This is a genomic window from Pseudoalteromonas sp. MelDa3, assembly GCF_002863625.1.
GTDB lineage: Bacteria > Pseudomonadota > Gammaproteobacteria > Enterobacterales > Alteromonadaceae > Pseudoalteromonas > Pseudoalteromonas arctica.
Genome location: NZ_PJBR01000019.1, coordinates 13,115 through 33,311 on the forward strand (window position 1 = coordinate 13,115; position 20,197 = coordinate 33,311).

Sequence of the window (20,197 nt, forward strand, 5' to 3'; positions counted from 1 at the left end):
GAGTGCACTTATGTGCTTGAAAGCGTAATCCATTAGATTTTTTTGGTGATAGCTTGTATATAAAACCAATACAAGTAGGCTCGCAATATACCTGAATTCTGTGATTAACTAAATAAAGAAACCCAACCCAAAATAACTATAGAAGTGATTAATACGAATCTACAAGTGTATTAATCACTTACTTAACTAGTATTATCGGCCACTAGTCTCAATACTTTTGTTATTTAACTCATTAATGTCTTTAATGGTGTATCAACAATAATAAGGACACCTAATGAAGCTTAGTCGTATTATCAGTTTACCGATAACCGTTATTGCATTAATAATCAGTACAAGCACGCTTGCCGATAACCAACGTCGTATTGATGTAGACAGCAAAGTTGTTACTCAACATAAAGCTAAAATCAACGGTCAACGCTTTAATTACACCGTTGCCACAGGCACACAACCTGTATGGGATGATAAAGGCGATGCGGTTGCGACATTGCAATACACCTACTACACACGCGACAAAGTTGACGACAGGACAACTCGCCCATTACTTATTTCATTTAATGGTGGGCCAGGCTCGGCTTCTGTATGGATGCACCTTGCTTATACTGGTCCTCGCGTATTAAAAATTGATGACGAAGGCTATCCAATTCAACCTTATGGCGTAAAAGACAACCTATATTCTGTACTTGATATTGCCGATATTGTTTACGTAAACCCTGTAAATACAGGCTACTCTCGCGTACTTGAAAACGAAAAAGGCGAACTTCCTTCTAAAGCAAAACAAAAAGAGCTATTTTTTGGTGTTAATGCCGATATTAAATACCTTGCTGAGTGGTTAAATACTTTTGTAAATAGAGCTGAGCGCTGGCGATCGCCTAAATTTTTAATTGGTGAAAGCTACGGTACAACACGTGTATCGGGTCTTGCTCATGAGCTTCAAAATAGTCAATGGATGTACATAAACGGTGTTGTTCTCGTATCACCTACTGATATTGGTATTAAGCGCGACGGCCCGATTAAAGCCGCTAACCGCCTACCTTACTTTGCAGCGACTGCTTGGTATCACAAAGCACTTAAAGCCGATTTACAAGCTAAAGATCTAGATGAGTTATTACCTGAAGTTGAAGAGTTTACTGTAAACGAGTTAATCCCAGCGCTTGTTAAGGGTGGCCTTATTAATGCTGAAGAAAAACGTCGAATTATTACAAAAATGGCACACTACGCAGGCTTATCAGAAAAGTTTGTTGAACAAAATAACTTGGATATTCCAACTCAATTTTTCTGGAAAGAGCTACTACGTGAACGTGGTCAAACGGTGGGTCGCTTAGATTCTCGTTATTTAGGAATAGATAAACGAGGCGCAGGTGAATCCCCAGACTACTGGGCTGAACTTACCTCTTGGTTACACTCTTTCACTCCTGCAATTAATCACTACTTACGTGAAGAGCTAAACTATAAAACAGATGTAAAATATAATTTATTTGGTAATGTTCACCCATGGGATAGAACCGGTAATAATACGGGCGAAAATCTACGTTTAGCAATGGCGCAAAACCCTTACTTAAACGTGATGATTCAATCAGGATACTTTGATGGTGCAACCAATTACTTTGACGCTAAATATACGTTATGGCAATTAGACCCAAGCGGTAAAATGAAAGACCGTTTGAGCTTTAAAGGCTACAGAAGTGGGCATATGATGTACCTTCGCCACGCTGACTTAGAAAGCTCTAATAACGATTTACGTGACTTTATACAGGACGCTTTACCTAAGAAAGGGGAAGCGGCTAAATACTAAAATATTTTAAACATAAAATGGCTCTTTATGAGCCATTTTTTATGTGCGTTTTTCATATCGTAAACAATAGCTTTTAAGTTGCGTTACTACATCGTTGAAGCAGGTCTCGAGACTTTGCATTTCATTGTTATCAATAGATTCATTTTCTGCATACGTTTCGATCTGCTGGCATATATCAGCCAGTTTAATAGCCCCTACCGATTTTGACGACGACTTTAAGGCATGGGCCTGAAAAGCCAAATCAACATAATTTTTACTCTTAGCATACGCATTAGCTAATTTAATTTGCTCCCCTGCCGTTTGTAAAAACGCATTAAACACCATGCAGTGCACAGTAGGATCATCACCAAGCATTGCTTTTAATAACGTGATATCTAGTTGATCAAAACTATCTGAAGCTATATTTTCACTATCAGATTTATCTGAACATGTACTAACCATTGTTTGAGAGTGTTCCATCAACAGCGATTTTAATTTAACAAGCTCAATGGGCTTGGTTAAAAAGCCGTTCATTCCACAATCATAACAATTATCTATATTGTTTTTGGTAATGTTGGCCGTAATTGCAATTATAATAAGTTTATCAAAATGAGTGTTTTCGCGTATTTTTTTGGCTAACCCTAACCCATCGAGTAAAGGCATTTGAATGTCGGTTAACAAAATATCAAAATGGTTACTTTGCAGAGTTTCCCAGGCTTGTTCCCCATTACTTACAAAAGTAGAGCACACTCCAAGCATGGTTAATTGCTGTTTTAATACTTGCTGATTTGTAACCTGATCTTCTGCCACTAAAACCTCAAGCGTAGGAAGAGTTACTGTATCTAAGCTTTGCAGTATTATTTGAGGTACTTGCACTTGTGCTGGCAAGTCAGTTTGATCAAAGCTGTTAAAGTTTAGTGTAAAACAAGAACCTTTGTGCTGCTCACTTTGCGCGCTTAAAGAACCCTGCATACGCTCTACCAGCTGCTTAGTTATCACTAAACCAATACCCGTACCGTTCACTTTACTGGTTTCAGCTCCTAAACGGTCAAAAGGTTTAAATAAGCGAGAAATGTCATCAGGATCAAATCCACATCCGGTGTCTATTACATCTATTTCGCATTGTTTATTACTTAACACGCGGCAATTTATATTAATGCTGCCATTTGGCTTGTTGTATTTAATCGCATTTGAAAGCAAGTTAAGCATCACTTGTTTAAAGCGGCGCTGATCAATGTAAATACTCAACCCTTCTAAGGACTCGAAACCTTGGGTATGCAGTGTTATTGATTGCCCTTTAACAAGCTCAGTGACGAGCTCTACTGACTCCTCTAATATGCTTTTAATAGGCACATAAGAAAAACTAAACTGCATATTACCCGACTCAATAGCCGTTAAATCAAGTACATCGTCTATAAGTAATAGTAAATGTTCTCCAGCTTGATAAATGCTTTTCGCGTTTTCTTTTTGTACTTTATTAGCACTTTCATCATATCCATACAGTTGGGCTAAGCCTAAAATTGCATTTAACGGGGTTCTTAATTCGTGGCTCATACTGGCCATAAAATCTGACTTTGCTTTACTTGCTGACTCAGCTTGAATTCGTAATACATTTAATTTTTGATGGTTATTAGCAACCTCATCAACCATGTTATTAAATGCACTTATTACACTGCCTACTTCATTTTGTTGTTGTTTATCTATATGGCAATCAAAGTCACCTTTGGCTAAACGTGAAAACCCCCGTTTTAACGTCCTCAAAGGCGATGTAACCCTGTAATCCACCAGCCAAGCTAAACCTATAAAAACGATAACTAAAATAATAAATTGTATATATATTAAGGTGTAATGAAGTTTTGAAGATTCGTTTATTTCATTCGTAAAATTAACAACCAAGCTAATATTAGCCAGCGGTTTATCTAAAAACACCACCTGCTGAGATAACAACATGTCGCCGTTTTCATTTGCTCCAACCCAGTTTTCAAGCGGGTATAATTGGTTATTTGAATCCACATCAACAATTTTAATACTTTTCCAATTAGGGCGAGTTTGGAGTTGGCTGTCTATTTCTTCATACAGCTCTGCATACTGCCTAGTTAACAACGGAGTCGTTATAGAAGTCGATAACTGCGCTAAAGAACGCTGAGCAGCCTTTGAAAGCCCATCGTTTACCCAACGCGCTTGCTCAGGTAAGGCGTAAAACATAAAAAGACAGGCCATAAGCAAGCCACAAAGCAATACAACAATAAAGCTTTGCGCCCTTAGACTACGAAACCCTCTAATTTTCAACATAAAATGAGCGCAAGCCCCACTGAGTTAACTGCTGATACTCTGCTAAAGTTGCAATACTAGGTTTAATAATTGGGATACCTGCAAGTAAATGTTTATGCTCTGCGCTTTGGCCAATATCTAAAATAGCTTGTTGCACTTTTAACTGTATTGTAGGGTCAACCCTTGGGTGGGCTACAATTGGATGGCGACTAATTTCACGCGTTTTATAAAGAATTTTAAGCTTATTTTGCAAGCTTTCTGGTTGTTGTTTAAATGTGCCCATTACACCACCGCCCGCCATTGTTGAATGCAGTGCTACATTTAAATATACCGAAGGGTGGGTTTGAACATATACAGGCTTTATTGTTAGCCCATATAACAATGCTAAGTCGGCTCTCATTAATAATGACGCACCTAATGCATTAGGTGCAGGGAATGCTATTTCGGCGCCCTCTAGTTGGCTTAAATTATCAATATTACTGTCTTTGTTTACGAGCAAAATACCTTGCAGCTTTCGCCCTGCATCTTTTATTAGTGGCAAATATCCCTGCTTTTCATATGCTACAACACTGTGCCATGGATTCATGTATGCAAAGTCGTAGTCGCCATTAGCAAAGGCTTTTTCAAATACCGGAATAGACTCAACTGTAATTAGCTTTATTGATACCCCTGTTTGCTTACTTACTTGCTTTAACAAAGGTTGCCAAATAGCATTTAGCTTTTGCGGCTCATATTGCGGCACTACACCAAAAGTATATTCTTGAGCCAATAAGAGTGAGCTGTGCATCAAACATAATATAGCCACTAAATACTTCATCAATTCTCCAAATAATAGCGTGTCATTATTGCTTAAGCGTAGTTAAAGACTACCCAACACACCATAAAATTATTATATATTCGATATTTAGCACTGACCTACTTTGATTACAGGTAGTTTTGGAGTGTATTTTTATGTGTGAGCATATGATGTAAATTAATAAAGATGTCGTAAGTACTTTTTAGGCCGGCTTTATTGATTAGCCAAGTAGGGATTGATCCATGAGGCAAAGCTGGTTGGTATTTCGCTCATCTGCGCTTTTACTTCAAAAATATTATCACTGTGGCTTTGATAATACACACTTACGCCATTTTTGTTTTTATACAAATGCCATGTTGGCTCAGCGTAAGTGTTAAAAATAACGAGTTAAAAAATAACGGATAAGCACTTTTGTAACTGAATTTCATTACAAAAGTGCATCATTTATTTTTGCCAGTAAGGTTCTATGTCAAATGAAGCAAGGCGACTTTGCTCCATCGCACTAACCAAATATTCAGACTTTTGTTCAAGCCATGACTGGATTTTAGCAAGCTGTTCGTCTTCTTGCCCAGCACATAACTGCTTTAAATACTCAAGCGTACTTAACTCATAAATACCATGAGAAATATCAAGCCAAGGCAATCTAAACTCTAGGCGTTCTTCTTTATCAAATAACGATCCTAAGCAGTTACCGCTCAGTAAACTATTTTCAAGTTGAGTGCGCAGGTTTAAATACGAAGCGACATCGAGTGTTTGTTCTTTAGGCAGTAATTCGTGCAGATTTTTCCAGTCTTTATTAAAAAGCCGACTCGCAATAGACGACACGTTTTGCTCAGCCGCTTGAAGCTCTATTTGCCCCCAATCTTTACGCCACTGTTTATCAATTAACCACGTAGTTAACGACAGTAATAAACGATTATAACGCGCGCTATGAAACAGTGCATTTATATCGTCAATGCTCGGCTGTAACTCTTTTAAATCACCAATGACTTGAGTAAGTGCTGGAGCAGCATTAATTTTTTTATAAAAAGCATGGCGTTTAGACGTGTACGTTTTTAATTGAATCGCGTTTTCTACCCACGCTAATTCGCTTAATAACCATTTAAGCTCTGTACGTAAATGTTCTGTACTTTCTTTGGATACTATATCGTCGTACAGCCAAAAAGTATGGCGTATTAGGCTAATGCCGTCAGTTACGCGTTTAAGCGTTTTTAAACTTGGCTTATCGAAATAGCATTGCTCATGCTTTTGCACAAAGCGAATACCAAAGTTCATGGCTTCAACTAAAGCACGCTCTTGGGTAGTCGACTTTGGTAATTGAACAAAACCAATAGATTTGCTTGGTGTTAAAGGTTTTTCATCTGCAAGGCGATAACCACGCGCGGCCTTAGAGTATAATCCTAAACGGATACAGTTCTGGCTAACCAGTACATCTGCAAACGCAAACAACTCATTACGACTGCCCTCAACAAGCTCAATTTCAAGCTCGCTAATAATTTCAATTTTACCCGAAGCCGCAATTTCACCTTTATCGAGTACAACTTCAATTTTAGCGCCACTTTCGGTTTCAATTAACCAAGTACGACGAATAAAGTTAGTACTAAATATTGGATACAAGTTTTTTGAGATTGCGCTTATTTGCATGCCATGAGGCCAAATATCAGCATCAAACGCCATTAAATTAGGGCGACTTGATTCAATTGGTAAATTGTACTCTGGACGTTGGTGTAAACCACCTACAACTTCACCGGCAAGCTTTATAGTTTGCTCGCATTCGCTGTCAGAACAGCGAGTTCTAAAACCTATGTCAAGCGCTCTAAGCTCTCGGCTTGGCGTGTCGTAGTATGCATTTTGTAAGCTGCGTGACGGTTTATTCTTCACCGTTTTTGCAAATTGAGTAATTAACGAGGGGATCAGTGGAATAACGGCATCTGATACCAAAAATTTCAGTTCTATCTCAGTATCCATTCGGTTTGCGGATTACCTTTAAAATAAATAAGTGCTCAAAATAAACAAAGCACACTAACAATGCAAATTTTTTAGCCTTATTTTAGTGCCTGTTGACCTTTGTGGATTAAAATTCGTTCTATCTAGAGGCAATTTAATCGCGGGGCGAGGTTTGTAACCTAGTGGGCTAGGTAACTGCTACTGGGTTACAATATCAGTCTTGCTATTGAGCTATTTAATCCATACTATCTAACTACTTATGTGAAATGAAAATCACGTTCATAACGGACGCAGTTAGATCAACAAGGTAGATAAATGCTAAAACATTGTTTATTAGGGCTACTTTTAACAGCCACCACATTTATGAGTTATGCAGAAGAAGCAAAACCTGCAAATTCAACTAATGCAAACACCGCTTATATTATCGATAATTTATATACTTTTATGCGCTCTGGTGCGAGTAAGAATTATCGACTACTCGGCTCTGTAGATGCTGGAACAAAGTTAACCTTGTTATCTGCTGAAGAAAACGGCTTTATTAAAATTAAAGATGATAAAGACCGCGAAGGTTGGATAGAAACTAAGTTTGTTACCAAAACGGCAGGCTTACACCAACAGTACAAAACACTAAGTAGCGAAATGAGCACTATGCAAGAAAACCTGCGCCAAGCTCAAATAGAACTTCCGCAGCTACAAGAGCAAAACCAAACTTTAACTGATCAAAACCTGCAGTTATCGGCCCAAATTACTAAGCTTAAAACGACACTAGAACAAGAGCGCACCCAAAAAGAAGCTGCTAGCTCAAAAGAGAAACGTCAGCTACTTACTTACGGTGGTGCTATTGCGTTTTTAGGCCTGTTTTTAGGTATTATATTAACGATAGTGTTGTCGCGTCGTAAGCGCTACGAAGGCTGGGCATAATCCTCCTTTCTATTGAATACAAAAAAGCCGCTTTATAGCGGCTTTTTATTTTCTGTATTTTCATGCAGTTCGAGTTTTGGTGCACTCATACCTTTGAGTAACCGACCAAATATATCAGCACCGGTAATAATGCGCTTCACATCACTCCACACTAACACCACATCGTGATCAATGGCCCCATCAAACGATTTATCTAAAGAATGACTAGCCCGTATTTTTAAAATAACTTCACTCAGGCGCATCGCTTCATCAGCAACAATAATAGGTCTGTGACAATAATGATAAGGGTCGAACGTATCTGGTTCAAACAAGGCTGAACGTAAAAAGCCGTCAGCATCTACCACTAATAAAGGCCAACCGTCTTCATTGGTAATGATCACCCAGTTATAACCTGACTTATGTAGTTTTCGTAAAAACTCATTATCAGTCGTTAATGTAAGGTCTGGGAAAATAGGCAAATCAAGCTTAGTAGGCAAAGCAATAATAGAGTCTGGATCAATTACCTCACCCTCTTTGGTTACGCTTATTTCATCTAAGCTAAAAAAGTTAAGCGCGCCTATTCCCTCAACGTGCTGAACATCAGCCTCTTCTGCTTCTATGTGTTTGCGAATAATACCTCTGAGCTCACTTTCAGCAAAGTACGTAATCCCCTCTTTACCTAACCATGCATCGAGAATTAAAGCCGTTGGCTTAGCAACTATATAAAACAGAATCTGATAAAACTTAATTAACGGCGAAAGTAGGCTCGCCATTTTTAGCGCATTACGCGAAAAATAAGCCTGCGGTGTTATTTCACCAATAATAGTAATTGCGATAGTTGAGAATAAAAACGAACTTGCGCCCATTAATACCGAATCAGAAAGTAGTGTAAGTAGTACGTTAATACCTACGTTGCCCCACAAAATAGTCGATAATAAAAAGTTAGAGTCGTTTCGAAGGGCCATCACTTTTATGGCCGCCTCGTTCCCTTTTGCACTTTCCATTTCGAGCTGAAGCCTACTTAGTGAAAAAAACGCTAAGTTTAAGCCCGAAAATATTGCCGATTGTGAAATACACAAAGCAATTGCACACCAAATCATGACTTCAAAGGTCATTGTATTTTCCTGTTAGTAATACCAATTCACTTAATTAAGCGAATTGGTATAAGGCTTATAAAAGCAATAAACTGCCTAAACCTAAAAAGGTAACAAACCCAACAATATCGGTAACGGTAGTTAAAATTACCGAACCAGATAACGCAGGATCAATTTTCATTTTGTCTAAAATAGACGGAATAACAACACCTGCTAGTGACGCGGCCACTAAATTCAATAATATGGCTACCGTAATCGTAATACTGAGCATTAAATCGTTAAACCATAAGAAGGTAAGCAGGCCTATTACAAACGCCCATACCAAGCCATTTACAGCGCCAACACGCAGCTCTTTTTTAAGCAACGCATTACGGTTTGAATCTGTAACCTGTCCGAGCGCTAAACCACGTACAATAACGGTTAATGTTTGACTACCTGCGATCCCGCCCATAGAAGCAACCACTGGCATTAATACAGCTAGTGCTACAACCTGTTCTATAGTTGCGCCAAATAAACCGATGAACCAAGACGCTAAAAAGGCAGTAGCTAAGTTAATACCTAACCATATACCACGGTTTTTAGCACTTTTTCGCACACTTGCGAACAGGTCTTCGTCTTCACGTAAACCACCGGCTTTAGCGGCAGCTTCATCAGCAATTTCTTGGCGTAATTCATACGCTGAGGCAATGGTTAATCGCCCAAGTAATTTGTTATCAGCATTAACCACTGGCAGTGCCATTTTTTCACTGTGAATCACCACCTCTGCCGCTTCATATAAATCATCATCAGCATGGAGCGATGAAAAGTCATGATTTGCCAATGTCATTAAGTTATCGGTGTCGCTGGCTTTTATTAAATCATTTACCGCAACCTCACCTATTAAACTACCCTTGCGGCTTACTAAATAAATAACTTCACTGTATTGCGGTAAACCTTTATGTAGCAATTTTTTAGCACCACCGGCTGTTAGCTTCTCCGATACTTTTAAAAAGTCAAAACCTAACCAGTGACCAAGTTGTTCTGGCGGGTATTGCTGCGCTAAATCATATTGTTTGGTTTGCGCTTCATCGAGTTGCTTTTTTGCATACTCAACAAATCGCTCTGGTATAACTTCTTCAAGTTCCAGTAGCTCTTCTACATTAACTTCATCAAGAAGTTTAAAAGCCTCAGTGTCTTCTAGTGTTTGCAGCAACCACAAGCAACTATCTTCACTTAAATTAACAAAAATTTCGTGTTGCGTGTCTTCGTCAAGCAACTGCCAAATTTCAAGTCGTTGTTCTTTTGGTATCGCCTCAAAAAGTAATGACAGGTGCTCTGTTGAAAGCGTTAACTGCGCATCTGCTAATAATTTATTTTTGCGTTCTGTTGTATCGCATTGCAATAAATCATTTATGAGCTGTGGAAGTTGGTCTACCGGATACTCAATCATCTTAAAACCTTAAAATTTAAAAGCGCACATTATTTATAGTCTACTTGAACAATAAAAAATTGCAGAAAAAACGTGAACTTATTAAGCATGCGCAAGCTATTTTTGCGCATTGTATGGGCAAACTAAATGCAGTACTAATATTTATTTTAAAAAATTAAAAAAACAGTAAAAGGAATTGTTTTTGAGGGATTAAACAACAAGTAAGCAAACCAAAGGGATTACTTATAATAAAAAAAATCCCATATTAGCTAGGCTAATATGGGCAAAATCACACAATGAATTAGGTGTTTTTAAATTACGGTTTGTGCTTTAAATTAAAGTCTATCAGTAATATTTCGTACTAAGTCTGAATCTACAAATTGAGTAATAAGTGCAGCGCCCCACGCATAGCCACGCTGTATTGGGTAACCTTTAAAAATCCAGCGTTTACGCACGTGATTAAAGCGCTCTAAATAGTCTTGCTTTTTTTGTGGTAGAGGTTGCTCACCCAATTTATTCCATGCTTTATATACACCTGACATGTCAGACCCTCGCATAAAGCGTTGCAACCAGCGCGGAAAACGTGAAAAGCTAATAGTGGACTGAAAATCAATAAAATAAGGTTTACCGTCTGCGCCACATAAAATGTTACCCATATTACGCAAGTCTAAATGCACGATGCCTTTACGATGCATTTTTGCTACTTGACGCTCAAGCTCGCTAAAAAAGCTTACTGGTAGCGTTTTATCTTCATGAATTAAAGCGCGCAGTGGCGTGCCTTCAATATAGTTATAAGCAACCGCTATCGGCGACAATCTACAAAAGCGGTTAGCAACTGCATCAAGCTCTGCTAAGCGGCTCAACCCTTTATACTCTTGATTTACCGATAGTCGCGCAAATGTTTTGCGGATAAATAACGGGCTTTGGCTAAAATCTTTAACAATTAAATCAAATTCATTATCTTTATATCGATACACAATCGCGTTAGCAAAACGTCCCTTATGGACAACACTTAAGTGATGTTGCATAAAAGTATGTTCTGGATATTGCTGCTGTAATTGTACTAACAAATTATTTTCAATCATAACAAACCTAACAAGATGATAACTTTAATTGCCTAGGCAACTATATTATCAAAGTTAGATTCTACGCACAATCAGATCAACTAATTAGCACGCTAACTTTCTGTTGAAACAGTATCGCTATTTTATTGATAATCTATTTGTGGGGGGAATTTCGGGTAATGTATCTAGATTATTTATAGCTTTAAATAATAAGTCTATTATTTGATTTTTTTCTGGCTCTGAAAAACCATTTAATGCTTGAGCATAGACTTCGTTTACTACAGGCATTATTTCTGGACAAAGAGCTTTACCTTTTTCACTTAAACACAAAATAGTTGAGCGCTTATCAAGCTCACATTGCGTTTTAATAATGAGTCCTTTTTCTTCAAGTCGGTTTAGTAAGCGGCTCATAGCGCCACGATCATAAACCATATACTCACAAAGTCCTGCAAGCGTATTAACCGACTCTCTCGCAAGTAGTACAACCACAATATATTGCGCAGAAGTTAAGTCCATAGGAAGTAACTTGGCATCAACATGAATGGCTAATCTCGAGCGTAAAAAAGACACTAAACGCCCCAAGTCTTGCTCTGGCGCTAACTCTTCTCGAGTACAACGTTTAATTGATGGCATGTTTTGCATGGTTATTCCACTGTATAGGTATATTTGCATGCTGATAGACCTTAACACATACAAAAAATTCAATAATTTTTATAAAAACTAAGCAGCTAAAACTAAGCCACAAAAATAAAGCCGCTATTAGCGGCTTTTACTGTAAAGCTTTAAACTTTGTTAAATTTTAAACTGGCCAACAAGCTGGCCTAAGTTTTCACCACGCGCAGCTAAATGCTGGCCTACCGAAGAGGTAGTTTTGCTTGAAATAGTTAGTTCATTAACGATTTCTTGAATGGCAAATACATTACGGTTTATTTCTTCTGTAACGCTACTTTGCTCCAGCGCCGCTGTCGCAATTTGCGTACTCATGTCGTTAATTGATCTAACTGAGGTTGTTACCGCACCTAAACTTTCTGAAATAGCACGAGACGATTCTACTGAGCGATTACAACTATTCTGACTCGCTTGCATTGCTGCAACTGCATCTGATACTAAATTATGTAACTCACTCAACATTTCACTAATCTCTAATGTGCTAACTTGAGTACGACTTGCTAAGCTTCTTACCTCATCAGCAACAACAGCAAACCCTCGCCCTTGCTCACCTGCTCGTGCAGCTTCTATTGCAGCATTAAGTGCAAGTAAATTTGTTTGCTCGGCAATTCCACCAATTACGCTTAGTACACTATTAATCTTTTTAGATTGATCACTGAGTGAATCAACTTGTTCTGCGGCTAGGTTTATCTCGCCCATTAGGTTAGACACCTCACTGAGTGAAATATCAACACACTCTTGAGCTTTAGCAACTTCTTGCGTTGCCGCTTGGGTTGACTCTGCCACTTGATTCGTATTTTGAGCCACCTCATGAGAAGTAGCCGACATTTCGGTAATAGCCGTCGCAACAAGGTCTGTTTCATGATTGTGATTAAGTAGTTTGTCTTCAATTAATCGTGTTTGTGTATTTATATCACTAGAGGCTGTTTTTACATCGTGTGTTACATCAACCACATTGGCAATAATGCCATGTAGCTTACTTACAAACATATTAAATGCTTCGCCAAGTTGGCCTATTTCATCGTTAGTATCAATATCTAAACGTTTGGTTAAATCGCCCTCACCTTTAGCAATGTCGTCAAGGCTTTGCGCCATGCGCTGTATTGGTTTTACCATTGTATTTGCGGCAACTAACGCACATACAATAGTTAACACAACCCAAAATAAAGCAATTAGCAATAAGGTCACTACCTTATCATTCATGTGCTCTTGCATTGCTGTTTGATATTTAAGTAGTTCTGCGTCTATATCATCCATATATGCGCCAGTACCAATCATCCAGTTTGTACCTGGGATCATTGCTGCATAGCCCATTTTTTCAACTAAGCCTGTGGTATTTGGTTTTTGAAAATGATAGTTAAAAGCGCCACCGCCTTTTCTAGCTTGATCTAATAAGCCCACTATTATTTTTTTACCGTTAGGGTCAGTCATCCCTATTTTGTTTTGCCCTTCAATAGCATCACCTAATAATGCATGAAAAACACTAACGCCATTTGTGTCGTATATAAAAAAGTAACCGCCTTGACCAAATGTTAAATCTCTTAAAGCGTTTTTAGCATCTTGCTCAGAGCCATTTGCTATTTGATAGCGCACAATTTTACTGGCAATTTCCACCTCGGTGCTTAGCAACGTTTGTTTGTCACTTATTAGTTTAGTTTGAAATGCTTCAAAATTTTGTTGCTGATTTTTATTCTCTAAATAATAAGAACTCAGCATCAAGCTAATCAAAAGTAGCATTAAGGGCAATATAGCTAATAACAACAGTTTGTTTTTCAAGCTTAAATTACTCATTATTTCTCCGGGGTATATAAATGCATATATAGCGACAATAGCCAAAAATTAAATTACGGCTGTTTACATTGTTTTATTGGGTTTAAAAGCATAGTAAATAAAAAAATTGGTGGGAGTAAACTCATACCATGCTCAATTAGCTGATATTATAGTCACAAGGAAGGTATTTGGACACTAAAAACACTGAGACCTTCGTATTAATTAATATATAATTTGCCACTCTTTCATTAGAGATTTAAAGTTCTAGCAGCTGCATTGATCTAAACTTAATTTTATAGCGTACTAAGACGATTAATCACCAGCTATGTAATGAGTTAACGCAGGACTCATGTTAGTATTGATTTTAGGTTCATATAAATAATGAACATATAGATATTAAACTTCCATTAACATATAATAACCCTATATTACTAATACCAAACAACTAGAAAAATCGGAACGCATCACTTTGAGTCACAGTTATAATCTAATAAAAATGAATTATTAATGAAATATATTTTATACCTTGCACTTTTAGTGTCTGCTCATGCATTCTCAGCACCTGTAAATAATAGTATCGCTTTTTACTACTCAGCGCCGATGCCATTAGCCGAAATGACCTTTTATTCTCGCGTTGTAGTCCAGCCTGATCTTGTGACTGAGCACGAACTTAATTGGTTTAAACAGCGTAATATTGCTGTTTATGCTTATTTAAGTGTTGGTGAGTCGTTTAATCAAAGCGAGTCATCACTTAGCATAAACCCCAACTGGAATAGCCACATTGCGGATTTAACATCAGCACATTGGCAACAATATATTGCAAATAGCGCTGCGGCATTAAAAGCACGTGGCTTTAGCGGCTTATTTTTAGATACCCTTGATAGCTATCAGCTATTAGATGCTACACACAGTAAACCCGATCAACAAGCTGGGTTAGTCACCATAATAAGCTCACTATCTGAGACTTTTGATAAGCACCTTATCCTTAACCGGGGCTTTGAGTTATTGCCTAAACTCGCTAATTTAGCCAAAGACTTAGTTGCTGAGGGTTTGTATAGCCACTTTAATCCGACCGACAATAGCTATAAACTGACCAACAAAAACGACCAAGATTGGCTAAGCGCACAATTAAAAACAGCACAAGACTTAGGCCTCAACGTCCAAGTTATTGATTATGCAAAGCCCGATAATCGCCTCGCTATGGCACAAAATATTATAGACGCCGGTTTTAATCCATGGGTAACCGATGGTCACCTGCAAACATGGGGAACATCATCAATTACACCGGTGCCTAGGCGCATTTTGATCCCTTATAACAGTAACGTAAAGCCACTCATTTACACTACCGTACATTTAAAGCTTGCGACCATGATTGAGTATTTGGGGTACATACCTGATTACATAGATATGGCAAAGCGCGATTTACCTTTAGTTGATCCTAGCTTACATGCTGGTATTATTTCGTGGACCTCAAGCGACGCATTTTACACACCAACACTTAATAATTGGCTTGAAGCTAATTTAGGTGTGGTGCCAGAGCTTATTTTAGGCGAGTTACCACAATCAACTAAATTATTATTAAGCTTGGGTATTGAGTCGTTAAACACACTGCCTGAAGGTCCATATAAACAAGATAGCTTTGCACCTTGGCTCAAAGGAGAATCCACAACACCTCCCCCTATTGTTAAACCATACTTACTAAAATTAGCAACTGATGCGACTCCTTTAATTACAATAAAATCATCGGATGACACAATAGTTGTACAAGCTGCTAAAACTAAATATGGCGCAGTAGTAGTTGCTCCTTGGCTAATTGATACATTTCCGATGGAAGGCAGCAAATGGGTTATTGATCCGCGTACACTACTAACTCAGGCTATGGGACTACCACCTATATTAGTGCCAGATACAACCACCGAAAGTGGCAGGCGAATGCTTACGCTGCATATCGATGGAGATGGATTTACAAGTGTTGCCCACTACGCAGGTAAGCCTTATTCAGCAGAAGTAATTCGAGATGAAATAATTAAACACTACAAACTACCATTAACGTCATCAGTGATCCAAGCTGACATTGAAGAAGGCGGTATTCATTCTAAACAAAGTGCCAAACTCGAAGGTATTGCGCGTAGTATTTTTAATCTGCCTTACGTGGAAGTTGCTTCACACACTTATAGTCACCCCTATTTCTGGACTGCACTATCTGGGCGGAAAAAAATAGATGAAGACGACACCGATTACGGTTTTCATCTAGATGTACCTGGCTACAACACTATCAGCCTTAAAAAAGAAATTACAGATTCGATAAAATATATTGATGAAAAGCTCACACCTAAAAATAAAAAAACAGTGATGATGTTATGGTCAGGCGATGCAACACCAGGCCCTAAAGCGCTTGAACTGGCTCGTGATGCTGGTGTGCTAAACGTAAATGGCGGCAACACTGATGTAAATTCCGATAACCCTAGCCTTACACATATATCACCTATTGGCCGCCCTGAGCGTGATTTGTTGTATCAAATTTATGCCCCCATATTAAATGAAAATGTTTACACTAACTTATGGCATGGCCCTTATTATGGCTTTAGACGCTTAACTGAAACTTTCGAAATAACAGAAAAGCCGTATAGGTTAAAACCTTACACTATTTATTATCACTTTTATTCAGGTGAGGTTCTTGCGGGCTTAGACGCTCTTAAACACAACATAGATTATGTTTTAGCAAGGCCAAATACACCGGTGCATTTAAGCCACTATGCAAAAGTAGCAAAAGATTTTTACTTTTCTGCACTTGCAAAAAACAGTAATAATGAATGGTTATTTAGCTCAAAGTACATTCGTACTCTACGAATACCTACCGATTTTGATGTGCCAAACATAGCTCAAAGTGAAGGTGTATCTGGTGTAACTGAAAAAGGTGACTACATACATATTATAAATAACATAGCTCGCCTTAGCTTTGATCACAGCCATAATAGTAAAAAACCTTATTTAGCGTCTGCAAATGTTGTTATTAATAACTGGCAAGTTAACGGGCCTGTTAGTTTTAAAGCGTGGGTACCCGCTTCACTCGATTTAATGAATGCACGCTCTTGCGAATTTGTATCTGGTTTGGGTGAGCGCTTTAAAGGTATTAATCGAGGTGAATTAACACATTTTGAAATACCTGCAGGTGACTTTTATGGTTACCTTAACTGCAACGGAGCTGCTCTATAATGAATACTAAAAAGCGCCCTCAGTTAATTTCTGTAAAAACAATATTAGCGATATTAGCTGTTAGTTGTTTTGCACTTTATGCATTATTTCCTCACACCTTATTTTTTGAAGATGATGCACTTTCACAAGATTATACCTTTGAAAAATCGTACCTTAATGCAGCGCTCAACACAGAGCCCGGCAACGAAAAGCTTCGCGCAAAGTTGGTTGAGCTGTATATAGGGCTTAGTGAGTATTCACAAGCGACTAACGAGCTTGAAAAGCTACCTAGAGGTGAGCGCAAAGCGACGCTTGAAATAAAGCTACTTTACTCATTATGGCTAGCAAGCGGGGCTAATATTGACGACCGCTTTGAAGAACTATCTTTAAAAATAGGAGCTCATAAAAATTGGAACGAACAAATACTAACTATTGCAAAAGCAGTTGGGTTAAACGCAAAAGTTGCTCAGTACTATCAAAAAAATAAACAGCCACTCCTTGCAGCCGATTACTGGTTAAGCGCAGGCGAACCAGGCAAAGCACTCGCAATTTATAAAATAAATATAAATGCTGACATTGCAGCTAAAGCGATTGAAACTGCACTGGGCGCAAATAACCCGATTCAAGCTTATGCATGGTGGAAAACCTATGGCGACCAAGCCGATGTTAAACGCACCCTTTATTTAGCTAACCTAGCTGGCAACACAGAAGATGCAGCTCAAGCCATTGAAAGCTTATTAAAAGCTGAGCCAAATAACACCGACTACTTAACACAAGCTATGCACCTGCGTTTAGCAAATGGAAATGCAAAAGGGGCAGAACAATTACTCGCAAAGCTATTACTACAGAGCCCAGATGACAAAGAGCTACATTTATTAAATTGGAAGATAAAGCGCTGGCAAAACAAGCCTAAAGAAGCTCTTCGAGAATTTAAATGGCTAATGTCTAACAAAGCCGTAACTCCTGCGATGCTTACCGACAGTATTAACGATGCCACCGCTTTATATTTATACCAAGATGCTAATGATATATACGAATATAAGGCGCAAAACAGAAGTCTGAAAGGCAATGGTTTTGCTAATTGGATGCAAGCTAACGAATTTATTGGTAACACAAAGCAAGAGTTAAACAATATTGAACGCTTTGAGCAAATAAATGGTAAAAGTGTATTATCACAATACTGGAAAGCAAAAGTGCTTCACGATACTGGTAATTTAAAAGCCTTAAGAGTCTTGTGGCCTACATATAAAGGGCCTAAAAATGAAGAAGATTTACTTTGGATTGCCCGCGCATTTTGGCTAGAAGATGACTTTGCTACAGCTCTGCAAGTGCTAAAAAGTAAACAACAAAGTTCTGATGATGAGTTTTGGAGCGCCAATGTAGACATGGCAATGCGAGTCCAAGACAAAGCTCATGAGCTATATGCATTAGAACAGTTACAAAAAATAAGCCCTTTAAGCGTAGGCGACATGCTGCACTACCAACAATTACGCTTTGAAGGTCGGCCTCAGGAGCTTCTTGATTATTTATGGAAAAGCGAGTCGCAAACTGACCGTCAATTGATTCAAATTGCATTATTAAGTACACAAGTAAATGATGCTAAATCAGTTGCACGTATTCATGCTGAACTTGATAAGCAGCGCTACAATAAAGCCCTCTACCCTGCTTGGTTAATTCTTTCAAATTGGTATCAAAACCAAAGTGATTTAAATTCAGCTTATACAACTTTAAACCGCGCTGCTAAATTAAGCGAATATGACTCTGATGTTGTGCTTGCACAAGGTTGGTTAGCGCTGCAAATGCATGACACTGTAATGATTGGCCGCATTTTAGCTCGCTATTCTCAAAGCGATCCTTCCTATGCGTGGACCCAGCTATTAGCAAGCTTATCTATTTATGATAAATCATATAACAGTGCTTACTTTTATTTGCGTAAATTAGCCATTGCAGATCCAAGTGACTTAACAACACTGGTTAACTTAGCCGATGTAATGAAACAACTTGGCTACTATGCAAATGCTGCTGAACTTAATCACTATTTACTGCAACACTTACCTAAAGATAAATATGCATACAGAGGCTTAATGTTCCGCTGGGCGGGCGCGATGGCTGTTCCTCATTTAATGCAATTAAACACAATGGAAGAACTTGCCCCCGACACTATTGGTGAGCCCCAAACAAACTGGTGGTTAGCGCGCAGGGCTGCACAAAAATTAGAGCCATGGCAAAAACTACAACTTTATATGACCAACGGCGAATTTAATAAAGCGAAACAGCTTATCGCTGAAGGTTCACTAAGCAAATTAGATGAGCTAAACGCCCTACTCTATTTAAAACAACCCTATGCCACCATGCAACGTTGGTACGAAGAACTCACTGGCGAGGCAAATGAATCGCAATTGAGTTTACTCAGAAATGCACGCGCATCCTATTTTAGAGCGCTTGAAATAAACCTATCGCCAGAGGCTGGTTTAAACAGTAGCCAGTACGATGTAAACGTTTATTTTCCTTATGCTAATGGGCAATGGAAATTAAGTTTAAGTAATCAGCAAAATCTTGATAACAACGGATTACTGTTTGCGATAGAAGATAAAATGACATTTGGTCGTTGGTATTTTGATGCAAAAATAGATTCTCACCAAGGCAGCTTAGTTAGCCGTCAAGGTTTTAGCTTGGACTCTCGTTATCAATGGGATTCGCGTACACAGGTAGGTTTAAAGCTTGAATATAATGTTGAAAACCGCCAATCAGAAGCGCTACTTAGCTATGCTCAGCTAGATAAAGCCACGGCCTATGTTAACTACAATATTGATGGTAGACAAAACGTACAGCTATCAGCAGCAGCGATGTCTTTTTCTCGAAGAAGCGATGGAAGCTCACTAATAAATGGCCAAGAATATAATGCACGTTACCAATACAGCATTTTAAAAGACCGCCCAATTTGGAACGCTTATTTTAGTGCGCAATGGCAAGACTTTGAACGTGTTAATGCCTTAATAAATACAGATGCAAGTAGACGACCGCTAAGAGTTGACCTTCAACCATTTAGACGTTTTGCACTAGGGACCTCATTTGCTTCAACTGGTTCTTTAGAACCTCCTTATTTAGGCGCAAGCCCTTCGTGGTTATTTGATATAAGTACTGGCTATCAAACACTTAACGATACAGTAGATGTATCAGTTTCAAGTGGCGCAGGTTGGTCTGTACTGGGCGATGATTTATTTAAATTACAGCTGGGTTACCAAAGTAGTAATAAAGTGGGTAACTCAGATACACAATTACAATTAGGTTATTACGTACATTTTTAATGTT

The 20,197-nt window shown here is 38.4% G+C and carries 12 protein-coding genes; 4 read left to right on the plus strand and 8 right to left on the minus strand.

Translation table 11 applies throughout. The features are described 5' to 3' along the window. Window positions 1-274 precede the first annotated feature (274 nt). Window positions 275-1,792, plus strand: a complete 1,518-nt coding sequence (locus tag CXF89_RS06135) for a S10 family peptidase (RefSeq protein ID WP_121954088.1) — start codon at window positions 275-277, stop codon at window positions 1,790-1,792. Window positions 1,793-1,831: 39 nt separating this feature from the next. Here the strand turns inward: CXF89_RS06135 and CXF89_RS06140 are convergent, their stop codons facing one another. The 3 genes from CXF89_RS06140 to CXF89_RS06155 all read right to left on the minus strand — a co-directional run bounded on the left by CXF89_RS06140 (window position 1,832) and on the right by CXF89_RS06155 (window position 6,806). Next, window positions 1,832-4,063, minus strand: coding sequence for an ATP-binding protein (locus CXF89_RS06140; RefSeq protein WP_121954089.1), 2,232 nt, complete (start codon window positions 4,061-4,063; stop codon window positions 1,832-1,834). Further along, complete coding sequence (locus CXF89_RS06145; RefSeq protein WP_121954090.1) at window positions 4,050-4,859, minus strand: phosphate/phosphite/phosphonate ABC transporter substrate-binding protein; 810 nt, start codon at window positions 4,857-4,859, stop codon at window positions 4,050-4,052. The genes CXF89_RS06140 and CXF89_RS06145 overlap by 14 nt, the downstream gene beginning before the upstream one ends. Window positions 4,860-5,282: 423 nt before the next feature. Beyond that, window positions 5,283-6,806 carry a CYTH and CHAD domain-containing protein gene (locus CXF89_RS06155; RefSeq protein WP_007584831.1) on the minus strand — a complete coding sequence of 508 codons (1,524 nt, stop codon included), beginning with the start codon at window positions 6,804-6,806 and terminating at the stop codon, window positions 5,283-5,285. Between the two features lie 294 nt (window positions 6,807-7,100). On the opposite strand from CXF89_RS06155, the gene CXF89_RS06160 reads away from it, so the two are divergent. After that, window positions 7,101-7,706, plus strand: a complete 606-nt coding sequence (locus CXF89_RS06160; RefSeq protein WP_007584830.1) for a TIGR04211 family SH3 domain-containing protein — start codon at window positions 7,101-7,103, stop codon at window positions 7,704-7,706. A 32-nt stretch (window positions 7,707-7,738) separates the two neighbouring features. Here CXF89_RS06160 and CXF89_RS06165 read toward each other — a convergent pair whose 3' ends face one another. The 5 genes from CXF89_RS06165 to CXF89_RS06185 form a co-directional block, all read right to left on the minus strand. After that, on the minus strand, window positions 7,739-8,800 hold the full coding sequence (locus tag CXF89_RS06165; RefSeq protein ID WP_024608225.1) for a DUF21 domain-containing protein: 1,062 nt from the start codon (window positions 8,798-8,800) through the stop codon (window positions 7,739-7,741). 55 nt (window positions 8,801-8,855) lie between these two features. Then, window positions 8,856-10,208, minus strand: coding sequence for a magnesium transporter (locus CXF89_RS06170; protein WP_007584828.1), 1,353 nt, complete (start codon window positions 10,206-10,208; stop codon window positions 8,856-8,858). 314 nt (window positions 10,209-10,522) lie between these two features. Continuing rightward, a complete protein-coding gene (locus tag CXF89_RS06175) occupies window positions 10,523-11,272 on the minus strand; it encodes an RIO2 family protein (RefSeq protein ID WP_007584826.1) in 750 nt (249 codons plus the stop codon). 117 nt (window positions 11,273-11,389) lie between these two features. Next, window positions 11,390-11,923 (minus strand): MarR family winged helix-turn-helix transcriptional regulator, encoded by a 534-nt coding sequence (locus CXF89_RS06180; protein ID WP_231611873.1) that lies wholly within the window; start codon window positions 11,921-11,923, stop codon window positions 11,390-11,392. Between the two features lie 120 nt (window positions 11,924-12,043). Beyond that, complete coding sequence (locus tag CXF89_RS06185) at window positions 12,044-13,711, minus strand: methyl-accepting chemotaxis protein (protein ID WP_024593969.1); 1,668 nt, start codon at window positions 13,709-13,711, stop codon at window positions 12,044-12,046. A gap of 486 nt (window positions 13,712-14,197) precedes the next feature. Here CXF89_RS06185 and CXF89_RS06190 point away from each other — a divergent pair, with 486 nt between their 5' ends. Then, a complete protein-coding gene (locus tag CXF89_RS06190) occupies window positions 14,198-16,906 on the plus strand; it encodes a bifunctional glycoside hydrolase/polysaccharide deacetylase family protein (protein WP_121954091.1) in 2,709 nt (902 codons plus the stop codon). Beyond that, on the plus strand, window positions 16,906-20,193 hold the full coding sequence (locus CXF89_RS06195) for a tetratricopeptide repeat protein (protein ID WP_121954092.1): 3,288 nt from the start codon (window positions 16,906-16,908) through the stop codon (window positions 20,191-20,193). Before CXF89_RS06190 ends, CXF89_RS06195 begins: the two co-directional genes overlap by 1 nt. The last annotated feature ends 4 nt before the right edge of the window (window positions 20,194-20,197 follow it).

Excerpts from the sequence above, each read along its gene's own strand:
- CXF89_RS06135 (WP_121954088.1), top strand. The coding sequence starts at position 275 with ATGAAGCTTAGTCGTATTATCAGTTTACCGATAACCGTTATTGCATTA.
- CXF89_RS06140 (WP_121954089.1), bottom strand. The coding sequence starts at position 4,063 with ATGTTGAAAATTAGAGGGTTTCGTAGTCTAAGGGCGCAAAGCTTTATT.
- CXF89_RS06145 (WP_121954090.1), bottom strand. The coding sequence starts at position 4,859 with ATGAAGTATTTAGTGGCTATATTATGTTTGATGCACAGCTCACTCTTA.
- CXF89_RS06155 (WP_007584831.1), bottom strand. The coding sequence starts at position 6,806 with ATGGATACTGAGATAGAACTGAAATTTTTGGTATCAGATGCCGTTATT.
- CXF89_RS06160 (WP_007584830.1), top strand. The coding sequence starts at position 7,101 with ATGCTAAAACATTGTTTATTAGGGCTACTTTTAACAGCCACCACATTT.
- CXF89_RS06165 (WP_024608225.1), bottom strand. The coding sequence starts at position 8,800 with ATGACCTTTGAAGTCATGATTTGGTGTGCAATTGCTTTGTGTATTTCA.
- CXF89_RS06170 (WP_007584828.1), bottom strand. The coding sequence starts at position 10,208 with ATGATTGAGTATCCGGTAGACCAACTTCCACAGCTCATAAATGATTTA.
- CXF89_RS06175 (WP_007584826.1), bottom strand. The coding sequence starts at position 11,272 with ATGATTGAAAATAATTTGTTAGTACAATTACAGCAGCAATATCCAGAA.
- CXF89_RS06180 (WP_231611873.1), bottom strand. The coding sequence starts at position 11,923 with ATGCAAATATACCTATACAGTGGAATAACCATGCAAAACATGCCATCA.
- CXF89_RS06185 (WP_024593969.1), bottom strand. The coding sequence starts at position 13,711 with ATGAGTAATTTAAGCTTGAAAAACAAACTGTTGTTATTAGCTATATTG.
- CXF89_RS06190 (WP_121954091.1), top strand. The coding sequence starts at position 14,198 with ATGAAATATATTTTATACCTTGCACTTTTAGTGTCTGCTCATGCATTC.
- CXF89_RS06195 (WP_121954092.1), top strand. The coding sequence starts at position 16,906 with ATGAATACTAAAAAGCGCCCTCAGTTAATTTCTGTAAAAACAATATTA.